Origin of the sequence: Nocardia sp. NPDC024068, assembly GCF_040638875.1 — a bacterium.
Lineage (GTDB): Bacteria > Actinomycetota > Actinomycetes > Mycobacteriales > Mycobacteriaceae > Nocardia.
In genome coordinates, this window is record NZ_JBEZYU010000001.1 from 468,481 (window position 1) to 480,968 (window position 12,488).

Sequence of the window (12,488 nt, forward strand, 5' to 3'; positions counted from 1 at the left end):
TATTGTAGGATTGTCGACAATCATGGCCGTGGCATCTCCGGCCGCCAACAGGGAGGAGCAGTCGCCATGCTCACGGAAGACACACTCACCGCCGAGGAACGCGCCGCCATCGAGTCCGTGCCCACCGGGCTCTTCATCGACGGTGAGTGGCGTACCACCGCGAGCACCCTGCCGGTACTCGACCCGGCCACCGGGCAACCGCTGTGCTCGGTCGCCGACGCGACCCCCGACGACGGCCTGGCCGCACTCACCGCCGCGGCGGCCGCCCAGGCCGGCTGGGCGGCGACACCGCCACGCGAACGCAGCGATATCCTGATGCGCGCTCACCGCCTCCTGCTCGACGAGGCCGATCGCCTCGCCACCGTCGCCACCCTCGAAATGGGTAAACCGCTGGCCGAGGCACGCGGCGAGATCACCTACGCCGCGGAATTCTTCCGCTGGTTCGCCGAGGAGGCCGTCCGGCTCGACGGTGGTTACATGCCCGCCCCCGGCGGCGGCTCCCGCTTCCTCGTCACCAAACAGCCCGTCGGGCCGAGTCTGCTCATCACACCGTGGAACTTCCCCATGGCCATGGGCGCCCGCAAGATCGGCCCGGCGCTGGCGGCGGGATGCACCAGTGTGGTCAAACCCGCCGAGCAGACCCCGCTGTGCACCCTGGCGCTGGCGGAGATCCTGCACCGGGCCGGGGTTCCCGCCGGGGTGGTCAACGTGGTCACCACCTCCGACCCCGGACGCCTCATGACACCGCTGATTCTCGACGAACGCTCCCGCAAACTGTCGTTCACCGGCTCCACCGCGGTCGGCAAATTGCTGCTGGAGCAGTGCGCGCGGACCGTCATGCGGACCTCGATGGAACTCGGCGGCAACGCGCCGTTCCTCGTCTTCGACGACGCCGACCTGGATGCGGCCGTCGAGGGCGCGATGGCCGCCAAGATGCGCAATATCGGGCAGGCGTGCACGGCCGCGAACCGGTTCTTCGTCCAGCGCGGGGTGGTCGCCGAATTCGCCGAGCGATTGGCCGCGCGGATGGCCGCGCTGCCGCTGGGCCGGGGCACCGAACCCGGAGTCGTCGTCGGACCGCTGATCGACGAGGACGCGGTGGCGAAGGTGACCGAACTCGTCGCCGACGCCCGGGAACGCGGTGCCCGCGCCCTGGTCGGCGGTGAGCCGATGACCGGACCGGGGAACTTCTATCCGGCCACGGTGCTGGTCGATGTGCCCGACGACGCCCGGATCTGCCATACCGAGGTCTTCGGCCCGGTCGCGAGCATCGCCGCCTTCGATACCGAGGCCGAGGTCCTCGACCGCGCCAACGACACCCCCTATGGTCTGGTGGGCTATGTGTACACCGAAAGCCTGCGCCGCGGACTGCGGGTCTGCGAAGCACTCGACACCGGCATGGTCGGATTGAACCAGGGCGTGGTGTCCAACCCGGCCGCACCGTTCGGCGGGGTGAAGGAATCCGGTCTCGGCCGCGAGGGCGGCCTGGTCGGAATCGACGAATTCCTCGAGATCAAATACATCGGAGTGACTCTGTGAGAACTTATCGGATCGCGACCATCCCCGGCGACGGTATCGGCGTCGACGTGACGGCGGAAGCGGTGAAAGTTCTCGACCGGGTACTGCCCGGTATCGAATGGACCGAGTTCGACTGGTCCTGCGAGAACTATCTGCGCACCGGCGCGATGATGCCCGCCGACGGCCCCGAACGCCTCGCGGGCTTCGACGCGATCCTGCTGGGCGCCGTGGGCTTTCCGGGCGTCCCCGACCATATCTCCCTGTGGGGGCTGCTGATTCCACTGCGGCGCGCGTTCGGGCAGTACGTGAACCTGCGCCCGGTACGGCTGCTGCCCGGCACCACATCGGCGCTGCGGGACCGCGACGCCGCCGATCTCGATCTGCTGATCGTGCGGGAGAACTCCGAGGGCGAGTACTCCGAGATCGGCGGCAAACACAATCCGGGCCGCCCCGACGAATTCGTCCTGCAGGAATCGGTCTTCACCCGCGTCGGCTGCGAACGGATCATCCGCTACGCGTTCGAGCGTGCCTCCGAACGCGCGGGCCGGCTGTGCTCGGCGACCAAATCGAACGGGCTGATCCATTCGATGCCCTATTGGGACGAGATCTTCGAGCGGATCGCCGCCGAATATCCGGCGGTCGAGACCCGGCAGATGCATGTGGACGCGCTCGCGGCCGAGATCGTGCTGCATCCGGACCGGCTCGACGTGATCGTCGGGTCGAACCTGTTCGGCGATATTCTCTCCGACCTGGCCGCCGCCGTCACCGGCGGGCTGGGGCTGGCGCCGTCGGGCAATATCAACCCGGCCCACGACGCTCCCTCGATGTTCGAGGCGGTGCACGGCAGCGCACCGGATATCGCGGGTCAGGGCATCGCCAACCCGGTGGCGCAGATCCTGGCGGGCGCCATGCTGCTCGACCATCTGGGCGAGCATTCGGCGGCGGCGGCCGTCGACCGGGCGGTGACCGAGGTTCTCGGTTCCGGCGGGCCGTACACCCCCGATCTCGGCGGTACCGCCACCACCACCGACGTCGGTGACGCCATCGCCGACCGGGCCTCCGCGCTGCTGCTGCCGAGTTGAGCCGGGCCGGGGGCGGCCGGCTACCCGTACGGCCGCACCCGGTACCCGTCTCCGACAGAAGAACACCTTCCGAACTGCTCGGATACCGGCATCGCGAATCGAATCTTCCCAACCCGAGTACTCGATGACATGCTGGGTACTGCCAGTGTGTGGACGGCTGCGACCAGCTCGTTTCCTCGCGCTCGATCCGGTCGTCCGTCCGGTCGCCGGCACCGCGTTCGCGGTGCCGTCACGAACGCTCGGAAGGAGACGCCGCGAGCATGACCAGCGAGAAGCCCGAAATCCTGACCACTGACGCCGGTATCCCGGTCGAAAGTGACGAGCATTCACTCACCGTCGGCCCCGACGGCCCGATCCTGCTGCAGGACCACTACCTCATCGAGCAGATGGCGCAGTTCAACCGGGAACGCATCCCGGAACGCCAGCCGCACGCGAAGGGCAGCGGCGCGTTCGGCCGGTTCGAGGTCACCAACGACGTCAGCGCCTACACCAAGGCCGCCCTCTTCCAGCCGGGCGCGAAAACCGAGATGGTCGCCCGGTTCTCCACCGTGGCCGGCGAGCGGGGCAGCCCCGACACCTGGCGCGATCCGCGCGGATTCGCCCTGAAGTTCTATACGACCGAGGGCAACTACGACATGGTCGGCAACAACACGCCGGTCTTCTTCGTCCGCGACCCGCTGAAATTCCAGAACTTCATCCGCTCCCAGAAGCGGCGCGCGGACAGCAACCTGCGTGATCACGATATGCAGTGGGATTTCTGGACGTTGTCACCGGAATCGGCACACCAGGTCACCTGGTTGATGGGTGACCGCGGTATCCCGAAGACCTGGCGGCATATGAACGGCTACTCCAGCCACACCTATATGTGGGTCAACGCCGAGGGCCAGAAGTTCTGGGTGAAGTACCACTTCAAAACCGATCAGGGCATCGACTTCCTCACCCAGGAGGAGGCCGATCGCACGGCCGGGGCGGACAGCGACTATCACATGCGCGACCTGTACCAGGCGATCGACCGGGGCGACCACCCCAGCTGGACGCTGCATATGCAGGTCATGCCGTTCCACGACGCCCAGAACTACCGGTTCAACCCGTTCGATCTCACCAAGGTGTGGCCACACGGCGACTATCCGCTGATCGAGGTCGGCCGGATGACGCTGGACCGCAATCCCACCGATAACCACACTCAGATCGAACAGGCGGCGTTCCAGCCCAACAATCTGGTGCCGGGAATCGGCCTGAGCCCGGACAAGATGCTGCTGGGCCGGGTGTTCTCCTACGCCGACGCCCACCGGGCCCGGCTGGGCGCGAACTACCAGCAGATCCCGGTGAACGCGCCACATGTGCCGGTGCACAGCTACAGCAAGGACGGCGCGATGCGCGTCGAGCCGGTCACCGACCCGGTGTACACGCCCAATTCGAAGGGCGGCGCCCGGCCGGATACGGATCGCTACGGCGAACCGGCGGGCTGGCAGTCCGACGGCGCCATGGTGCGGTCCGCGTACACCCTGCACGCCGAAGACGACGATTTCGGTCAGGCGGGCACGATGGTGCGCGAGGTTCTCGACGACGCGGCGCGGGAACGTCTGGTGAACAATATCGTCGGGCATCTGCTCGACGGAGTGAGCGAACCGGTGCTGCACCGCGCGTTCGAGTACTGGCGCAGCGTCGACAAGGATCTGGGCGATCGGGTCGAGCGGGGCGTGAAGTCCCAGGCCTGATCGGCCGATCCCGAGCGGAGCCGCGGAGGTCACGGACCCCGCGGCTCCGCTCCGGATATAGAGTCGGCGACCATGACCGTTCTCGTCGCCCCGGACAGTTTCAAGGGCACCTATACCGCCACCGAGGTCGCCGAGGCCGTTGCCGCGGGCATCGAGGAATCCGGCGGTGCCGCGACGCGGTTGCCGGTCGCCGACGGCGGTGAAGGCACTCTCGCGGTACTCACCGGCCCACTCGGCCTGCGCATCGTGACGGCCGAGGCGCGCAATCCGTGGGGTGTGCCGTGCCGCGCGGAATTCGGGCTCTCCGGCGACGGCACCGCGGTCATCGAGATCGCCGCGGCCAGTGGGATCACCACCCCGCACGACGGGCCGAGGGATCCCGTGACCGCCGATACGTACGGCACCGGAATGCTCATGGCGGCGGCCGTCCGGCAAGGCGCGCGCCGGATCGTGGTCGCGGCCGGCGGATCGGCCACGACCGACGGCGGGACCGGCGCGATCGCGGCGCTCGAGGAGGCCGGTGGGCCGGGTACGGCCACCATCGTGGTCCTCACCGATGTCACCACCCGGTACGTCGACGCCGCCCGGGTGTTCGCTCCGCAGAAGGGCGCCGATCCGGCGACGGTGGAGCTGCTCACCCGGCGGCTCGCCGAGACGGCGCGGCGACTACCCCGCGACCCGTCCGGTGTCGACGCGACGGGCGCGGCGGGTGGATTCTCCGGCGGAATGTGGGCCCAGTACGGCGCCGAGCTGCGTTCCGGCGCGGAATTCGTCCTGGACGCGGGCGGTTTCGACGAGCACGCGCGGCAGGCGTCGGCGATCGTGGTCGGCGAAGGGCGGCTCGACGGGCAGACCCGGGCGGGCAAGATCATCTCGGCGATCCTGGACCGCGCGGACGGTCTCCCCGTCTTCGCCGTGGTGGGGTCGGTGGGCGCGGACCTGGGCGACTACCGGTCCCGTTTCGCCGAGGTGATCGTGGCCTCCGATGCCGCGGCCATGCGCCGGGCGGGGCAGCGGATCGGCGCGGCCGTCACCGCGAACTGATACCGGTGCCCGACCGGCCGGAGCCGCTCGGCAGCGTGCCCGGAACTCACTGCGGCGGCGCGAGGTCCGGTGGGAAACCGCCCGTCGCGACCGGCCCCCACCGGTCGATCTCGATCCGGATCAGCGATTTGTTCTGCCGGGCCATGGCCGCCCGGTATTCGTCCCAATCCGGGTGCTCACCGGCGATACCGCGGTAGTAGTCCACCAGGCCGTCGGCGGCCGCGGGCATATCGATCACCTCCGCGCGGCCGTCGACCTGCACATAGGCGTCGTTGAACTCATCGGAGAGCACACAGATCGACACCCGGGGGTCGCGCCGGATATTGCGGGTTTTCGCCCGGCCCGGATAGGTCGAGACCACGACCCGCCCCTCCGGATCGAGCCCGCACGTCACCGGGGACATCTGCGGACTCCCGTCCGATCGGTGGGTGACGAGGACGCCGTGATGACGGGACCCGAGAAACTCCAGGAGCGCGGACCGGCCGACGGTGTCGGCGGTGGCGATTCGCGGCATACGGACTCTCCGTTCGATATCGGGGATTCCCCGAGCATAGCGAGCGGAGCGTGCCGGGCATCCGCCCCGCGGGCCGCCGCACGAACGGGTTCGACACCGGGTAGACGGGTACGCGCGTGATGACCGCAAGCGAGCGAGGTGGCCGGGCGAGCGGCCGTACCGCTGACAACGGACCGGATACGCCCCCGCAGGCGGGACCGTCCGGAAACCCGGCTCCGCGCGGTTCTCGGTGAGAGGAGCAGTCATGCGAAATACCGAGCCTGCGCCGGCACCGCCGCCGGCCCCCGAACCCGACCCGTTGCCGGATCCGGCGCCGCCCCCGGCACCCGATCCGGTCCCGGCCCCCGACCCACAGCCGATCCCGGACCCACGTCCGGTACCCGAACCCGGACCCCCTCCCGGTCCGGGCCCACCGCCCACTCCCCCGCCGGTACCGGCACCGGATCCGCTCCCCGGCCCTTCCCCGGACAAACCACCCGTACCCGACCCGGGGCAGCCGCCCCCGCCACCCCCCGAACCGTGGCTGTGAGCGGCAGCACCCCGCCCGGCCGCCCGTGGTTGAACCGCCCCGGACCGGGTATCCGAGCCATTGCCCCTGGTCGTACGCCCGACAGGAAGGACAGAACATGGTCGCCGGACACGACGATCCGAATCAGAACATCCCGACCACCGAGCACAACTTCCCCGACGACGCCCGTACCACCCGCTCGCACGCCGGTGAATCCATCGAGGACACCCGGAACTGGCCGGGGATCATCCTGGCCGCGCTCGGCATCGTGCTGGTGGGTCTCACTCTCACCGCGGCGGGCTACGGGTTCGCGGGCTGGGCGATCGTCGCCGGAATCCTGGGCGGGGTGTGCCTGGTGGCCGGTGTGCTGATCGTGGTCGCCGAACACCGCCGGATCAAGGTCGCGGAGGGTGCGTCCCTGCGGGAGCCACGTGGACACTGACCGGGCGGTATTCGATCACGCCAGGGCACCGATACTCGACGCGCTCACCGAATACCGAAAACTCGGCCGCTACGGTTTCACACCGCCGGGGCACCGCCAGGGCCGCGGCGTAGACGAACGCGTCCTGGCGGTTCTGGGCAGGGAGGCGTTCGACGCCGACCTCCTGGCCACACCGGCCTCGACGACCGGCTCTCGACCGGTGGCCATCTGGCGCGAGCCGAGGAACTCATGGCCGACGCGGTCGGCGCGGAGAACGCCTTCTTCTCCACCTGCGGGAGTTCCCTGTCCGTCAAGGCCGCAATGATGGCAGTGGCCGGCGGATGCGACGGTGGTTTGCTCGTGGCCCGCGACAGTCACAAATCGATCGTGGCCGGATTGATCTTCTCCGGAGTACTGCCGCGCTGGATCGCCCCCCGCTGGGACGCGGAACACCACTTCTCGCACCCACCGTCGCCGGAACAGGTACGGGCGGCATGGGAGGAGCACCCGGATGCCGCCGGCGCGTTGATCGTCAGTCCCAGCCCGTACGGCACCAGCGCCGATATCGAGGGCATCGCCCGGATCTGCCATGAGCGTGGGAAACCGCTGATCGTGGATGAGGCATGGGGTGCGCATCTGCCGTTCCACCCGGATCTGCCGACCTGGGCCATGGATGTCGGCGCGGATATCTGCGTCGTGAGCGTGCACAAGATGGGTGCCGGTTTCGAGCAGGGCTCGGTCTTCCATCACCAGGGCGACCTGGTGGACCCGGTCCGGCTACGCCACTGCGCCGACCTGCTCATGACCACCAGTCCGAATGTGCTCGTCTACGCCGCGCTCGACGGTTGGCGCCGGCAGATGGTGGAACGCGGATACGGTCTGCTGGACCGCGCCCTGCACACGGCGGTGCGGGCCCGCGCCGACCTGGACCGTATCCCCGGGGTGCGGGTTCTGGAGGATGAGCTGCTGGGTGTGGAGGCGTCCCACGACCTGGATCGCCTCCAGGTGCTGATGGATATCGCCGAAACCGGTGTCACCGGGTACGACGCCCAGGCATGGTTGCGCGAACACGAGCACATCGACCTGGGTCTCAGCGATCACCGCCGTATCCTTGCCACCCTCTCCTTCGCCGACGACACCGCGACGACCGGCGAACTCGTCTCGGCGATCACACGCTGGCGCGATCAGGCGACTCCGGATCGCGCCCCGCAGGAGATCCGGCTCCCCGAGCCCGGCGAATTGCAGCTCGACACGGTGATGCTGCCTCGCGACGCTTTCTTCGGGCCCACGGAGATGGTGCCGATCCGTGCGGCGGCCGGCCGGGTCGCGGCAGAACAACTGACCCCGTATCCGCCGGGGATCCCCGTGGTCGTGCCCGGCGAGCGGCTCGACGCGGCCGTACTCGACTATCTGCGCACCGGGCACGACCACGGGCTCAATGTCCCCGATGCCTCGGATCACCGCCTGCGCACGGTTCGCGTGGTGGCCGGCCGCTGATCCACCCGCACGCGTCCGGATACGGCAGGCCTCGAGACCTGGTTCGGAACCGCCGGCGGGGGTACGCGCTGGTCATGGAACTACTGGTGATCCTCGGGATCATAATCCTGGTCGCCGCGGTCGTCCTGTATCGGCGGTTCACGGGCCGACGCCCCGGAACGCCGGAATCCCCCGGCAACGACGGCCGGTAGCCGCGCGATGGAATTCCTCGTGGTCCTCGCGATCGCGGTCCTCATCGCGCTGGCCCTCCGCTATCGGCGGTGGGCGGGTGAGCGCCCGGACGGCTCCGAACCGCCGGACGACCTGATGCGGTAGCTACTGGATCGGCCGGGCGGCCACGCACGGCGGCGGGTGGATCCGCGGCCGGGGCCCGTCCGCCCGGTAACCGGCACTCCCGGATCAAGACACAGATCACATCATGTTTCGATCTCCCCCGCGCTGGGCATCTCTCATCCGGGCCCGGACGGCGCCGCGCGTACGCCCCTGCCCTGATTTTCGCTCTCGACGGCGACGCGCCGCGCCCGGAACCGGTCCGGATGCGGGAAGGCCGCGACAGTCGCCGGACACCGGGCACGGGGAGGTCGGATCCTGGACACGTGGTGGTCCTTCGTCGTGCAACGGCGCCAGCAACTCTTCATCGACTCGTACCTGCACGTTTCGGCGGTGGTCCAGTCACTGCTGATCGCCACCGTGGTGGCGGTACTGGTCGGCATCCTGGTCTATCGCAGCCCGATCGGTTCCGCGGCCGCCACCGCGGCGGCGGGCGCGATTCTCACGGTGCCGTCCTTCGCCCTGCTCGGGCTGCTCATCCCGATCTTCGGCCTGGGCGTGATCCCCACCGTGACCGCGCTGGTGCTCTACGCGCTGCTACCCATTCTGCGCAATACGCTCATCGGCCTGTCGTCGGTGGACTCCGCGGTCGTCGACGCGGCGCGCGGGGTCGGTATGAACCGGTTGCGCGTGCTCACCACCATCGAACTGCCGCTGGCCTGGCCGGCGATCCTGGCGGGTATGCGGGTGAGCACACAGTTGATCATGGGCATTCTCGCCCTCGCCGCCTACGCCAAAGGTCCGGGGCTCGGCAATCTCATCTTCTCCGGGCTCTCCCGGCTCGGCAGCCCGAACGCGGTCCCGCAGGCGCTGACGGGCACGGTGCTGATCGTCGTTCTCGCCCTGCTACTCGACGGGATCTTCGTACTCGTCGGACGTCTCACCATTCCGAGGGGTATCCGTGACTGATTCCCAGACCCGCGCGGCGGTGTCCGGTGTCGAGATCGTGCTCGACGCCGTCACCAAACGGTATCCGGGGCAGCGCGAACCCGCGGTCGACGCGGTATCGCTGACGATCCCGGCCGGCCAGATCGTGGTACTGGTGGGACCGTCGGGTTGCGGTAAGACCACCACCATGCGGATGATCAACCGCCTCATCGAACCGACGTCCGGCACGATCACCATCGACGGCCGCGACGCGGCCGCCATCGATCCGGACCGGCTGCGCCGGGGTATCGGCTATTCGATCCAGCAGGCGGGGCTGTTCCCGCATATGACCGTCGCCAAGAACATCGCGACCGTTCCCGGATTGATGGGCTGGGACCGCGCCCGGATCACCGCCCGTACCGACGAGATGCTGGAACTGGTGGGTCTGGAACCGGATACGTACCGGGAGCGCTATCCGCGGCAACTGTCCGGCGGCCAGCAGCAGCGGGTGGGCGTGGCCCGCGCTCTCGCCGCGGATCCGCCGATCCTGCTGATGGACGAACCGTTCGGCGCGGTCGATCCGATCACCCGCGGATTGCTCCAGGACGAATTGCTGCGGTTACAGACCGAACTCGGTAAAACCATCGTATTCGTAACCCACGATTTCAACGAGGCCGTCAAGCTCGGCGATCGGATCGCGGTGCTGGGCACCGGCTCCCGGATCCTGCAATACGATACGCCCGCCGCGGTCCTGGCCGACCCGGCCGATGAAACGGTGGCCGGTTTCGTCGGCTCCGACGCCTCGCTCAAACAGCTGACGCTGACCCGTATCCGCGACGTCGAACTGGACGACTATCCCACCGTCGCCGAGGACGTCACGGTCGAGGCCGCCCGCGCCGCGCTGGCCGAGGCGGGCCACGGCTGGGTACTGGTGCTCGACCCCCGGCGCCGCCCGCTGCGCCGGATCTCCGCCGAACAGCTCGCGCACGCGCGCACGGTAGGCGAGGCCGGATCCGCGCTCGGCGAAACCCTCTCGACGGCCTCGACCCTGCAGGACGGGCTGGAAGCCCTGCTCAACGATCAGAACGCGACGGCCGTGGTCACCGGCTCGCGCGGTGAGTACGCCGGGGTGGTCACCATCGATACCCTGGTCGCGCATCTGTCCGCCCTGCGTGGCGATCGGGCCGATTCGGACGCGACCGCATGACTGCCGGCACCTCGATCACCGATACCCGCCCGGAACCCCGCCGCAGGTCGGCGGAGCGGCGCGCCGATACGCTGCGGCTGATCGTGCAGCCCGCGGTCGTCGCGCTGCTCACCGTCGGCGTTCTCGTCTGGGCACTGCGACGCGATCTCACCGTCACCCAGCAGACCAGCCTGAACGCGGACAATATCGTCACCGTCACCTGGCAGCACATCGTCATCACCGCCACCGTGACACTGATCGTCGTGATTGTCGGCGTCCCGCTCGGAACCCTGCTCACCCGGCCCGGGTATCGGCGCCTGACGCCGCTGGTGGTCACGATCGCCAATATCGGCGCCGCGGCGCCGGCCATCGGCCTGATCGTGCTGTTCTATCTGCTCACCCGGACCACCGGATTCTGGATCGGGGTCGCGCCGATCGCCTTCTACTCGCTGCTGCCCGTGTTGCGCAACACCATCCTGGGCTATCAGCAGGTCGATCCGATGCTCATCGACGCGGGCCGCGGCCAGGGCATGTCCGCGACCACCGTGCTGCGCCGGATCGAGTTCCCGCTCGCGGTGCCCTACATCCTGGCCGGCCTGCGCACCTCGCTGGTCCTGGCCGTCGGCACCGCCACCCTGTCGTTCCTCGTGAGCGCGGGCGGGCTGGGGATTCTCATCGATACCGGCTACAAACTGCGCGACAATGTCACGCTGGTCGTCGGAGCGGTCCTGGCGGTCGCGCTCGCATTGCTGGTGGACTGGCTCGGCGCGGTGGCCGAACGCTTTCTCGGGCCTCGGGGGCTGGAATGAGTCGGGGACTGGAATGAGAACGAACCGGGCGTTGCGGGTGCTGCTGGCGGCGGCGGCCGTCCTGCTGGCCGGATGCGGGTTGCAGTCGGGCGGCTCGGTGCCGCTGCCGGTGGGTCCGGGCAGCATCGTGGCCGACCCCGCATTACGCGGGGTGCCGATCACCGTGGGTTCCAAAGATTTCACCGAACAGAACATCCTCGGGTTCATCATCGAGTTCGCGATGGTCGCGGCCGGCGCCGAGGTACGCGATCTGACCGATATCCAGGGCTCGAACAGCCTGCGCGATGCGCAGCTCAGCGGCCAGATCGATATCGCCTACGACTACACCGGCACCGGCTGGGTCAACTACCTCGGCAACGAAACACCCGTACCCGACGAGCGCGCGCAGTTCGACGCGGTCCGCGCGGCCGACCGCGCCGCCCACGGCATCGTCTGGGCGGCCATGGCCCCGATGAACAACACCTACGCCATCGCCACCAGCAGGCGGACCGCCGAACGCACCGGTGTCCGCTCCCTCTCCGACTACGCCGAGCTCCTCGCGGCCGACCCGGCCGCCGCCGCGACCTGTGTCGGGACCGAATTCAGTGTGCGCCAGGACGGATATCCCGGTATGGCGCGCGCGTACGGGATCGACAACGGGCGCGCGCAGAAACGGATCGTGCAGGACGCCGTCGTCTATCAGGCGACCGCCGACGCCGATCAGTGCGCCTTCGGATCGGTCGCGGCCACCGACGGCCGGATCCCGGCACTGGACCTGGTGCTACTGGAGGACGATCGGGCCTTCTTTCCCAAGTACAATGCCGCATTGGTGATGCGGGCCGAATTCGCGGACGCACATCCCGAGGTCGCCCGGATCATGACACCCATCTCGCGGCTGCTCACCAACGAATCGATCACGGAGCTGAACCGGCAGGTCGATGTGGAGGGCCGGGAACCGGAGGAGGTCGCCCGCGACTGGATGGTGGCGCAGGGTTTCGTGACGAAGGAGTGAACC

At 68.9% G+C, this 12,488-nt stretch carries 10 protein-coding genes and 1 pseudogene; 10 read left to right on the forward strand and 1 reads right to left on the reverse strand.

Annotation, left to right across the window (positions count from 1 at the left end):
• The first annotated feature begins 66 nt into the window (after positions 1 to 66).
• The 4 genes from AB0F41_RS02020 (at position 67) to AB0F41_RS02035 (ending at position 5,362) form a co-directional block, all read left to right on the forward strand.
• A complete protein-coding gene (locus AB0F41_RS02020; protein ID WP_357420805.1) occupies positions 67 to 1,539 on the forward strand; it encodes an NAD-dependent succinate-semialdehyde dehydrogenase in 1,473 nt (490 codons plus the stop codon).
• Positions 1,536 to 2,600 carry a tartrate dehydrogenase gene (locus AB0F41_RS02025; protein ID WP_357420806.1) on the forward strand — a complete coding sequence of 355 codons (1,065 nt, stop codon included), beginning with the start codon at positions 1,536 to 1,538 and terminating at the stop codon, positions 2,598 to 2,600. Before AB0F41_RS02020 ends, AB0F41_RS02025 begins: the two co-directional genes overlap by 4 nt.
• A 260-nt stretch (positions 2,601 to 2,860) precedes the next feature.
• Positions 2,861 to 4,318: a catalase gene (locus AB0F41_RS02030; protein ID WP_357420807.1), complete on the forward strand. Its 1,458-nt coding sequence runs from the start codon at positions 2,861 to 2,863 to the stop codon at positions 4,316 to 4,318.
• A 72-nt stretch (positions 4,319 to 4,390) separates the two neighbouring features.
• Positions 4,391 to 5,362 carry a glycerate kinase gene (locus tag AB0F41_RS02035; protein ID WP_357420808.1) on the forward strand — a complete coding sequence of 324 codons (972 nt, stop codon included), beginning with the start codon at positions 4,391 to 4,393 and terminating at the stop codon, positions 5,360 to 5,362.
• 46 nt (positions 5,363 to 5,408) lie between these two features.
• Here AB0F41_RS02035 and AB0F41_RS02040 read toward each other — a convergent pair whose 3' ends face one another.
• A complete protein-coding gene (locus AB0F41_RS02040; RefSeq protein ID WP_357420809.1) occupies positions 5,409 to 5,876 on the reverse strand; it encodes a PPOX class F420-dependent oxidoreductase in 468 nt (155 codons plus the stop codon).
• Between the two features lie 626 nt (positions 5,877 to 6,502).
• Between AB0F41_RS02040 and AB0F41_RS02045 the strand changes: the two genes are divergently transcribed.
• The 6 genes and pseudogenes from AB0F41_RS02045 (at position 6,503) to AB0F41_RS02070 (ending at position 12,485) form a co-directional block, all read left to right on the forward strand.
• Positions 6,503 to 6,826: a hypothetical protein gene (locus AB0F41_RS02045; RefSeq protein ID WP_357420810.1), complete on the forward strand. Its 324-nt coding sequence runs from the start codon at positions 6,503 to 6,505 to the stop codon at positions 6,824 to 6,826.
• Positions 6,816 to 8,302: pseudogene (locus tag AB0F41_RS02050) on the forward strand (ornithine decarboxylase). Before AB0F41_RS02045 ends, AB0F41_RS02050 begins: the two are co-directional and overlap by 11 nt.
• Before the next feature lie 588 nt (positions 8,303 to 8,890).
• Positions 8,891 to 9,541, forward strand: coding sequence for an ABC transporter permease (locus AB0F41_RS02055; protein WP_357420984.1), 651 nt, complete (start codon positions 8,891 to 8,893; stop codon positions 9,539 to 9,541).
• The gene (locus AB0F41_RS02060) at positions 9,534 to 10,706 is read left to right on the forward strand and encodes an ATP-binding cassette domain-containing protein (protein WP_357420811.1); all 1,173 of its coding nucleotides are present in this window, start codon (positions 9,534 to 9,536) and stop codon (positions 10,704 to 10,706) included. The genes AB0F41_RS02055 and AB0F41_RS02060 overlap by 8 nt, the downstream gene beginning before the upstream one ends.
• Entirely contained in the window at positions 10,703 to 11,494 is a 792-nt protein-coding gene (locus tag AB0F41_RS02065; RefSeq protein WP_357420812.1) for an ABC transporter permease, read from the forward strand. The genes AB0F41_RS02060 and AB0F41_RS02065 overlap by 4 nt, the downstream gene beginning before the upstream one ends.
• Positions 11,495 to 11,507: 13 nt before the next feature.
• Positions 11,508 to 12,485 (forward strand): glycine betaine ABC transporter substrate-binding protein, encoded by a 978-nt coding sequence (locus AB0F41_RS02070; protein WP_357420813.1) that lies wholly within the window; start codon positions 11,508 to 11,510, stop codon positions 12,483 to 12,485.
• The last annotated feature ends 3 nt before the right edge of the window (positions 12,486 to 12,488 follow it).

Bases quoted from the DNA above. Each gene is read 5' to 3' on its own strand.
- AB0F41_RS02020 (WP_357420805.1), top strand. From the start codon at position 67: ATGCTCACGGAAGACACACTCACCGCCGAGGAACGCGCCGCCATCGAG.
- AB0F41_RS02030 (WP_357420807.1), top strand. From the start codon at position 2,861: ATGACCAGCGAGAAGCCCGAAATCCTGACCACTGACGCCGGTATCCCG.
- AB0F41_RS02035 (WP_357420808.1), top strand. From the start codon at position 4,391: ATGACCGTTCTCGTCGCCCCGGACAGTTTCAAGGGCACCTATACCGCC.
- AB0F41_RS02040 (WP_357420809.1), bottom strand. From the start codon at position 5,876: ATGCCGCGAATCGCCACCGCCGACACCGTCGGCCGGTCCGCGCTCCTG.
- AB0F41_RS02045 (WP_357420810.1), top strand. From the start codon at position 6,503: ATGGTCGCCGGACACGACGATCCGAATCAGAACATCCCGACCACCGAG.
- AB0F41_RS02065 (WP_357420812.1), top strand. From the start codon at position 10,703: ATGACTGCCGGCACCTCGATCACCGATACCCGCCCGGAACCCCGCCGC.
- AB0F41_RS02070 (WP_357420813.1), top strand. From the start codon at position 11,508: ATGAGAACGAACCGGGCGTTGCGGGTGCTGCTGGCGGCGGCGGCCGTC.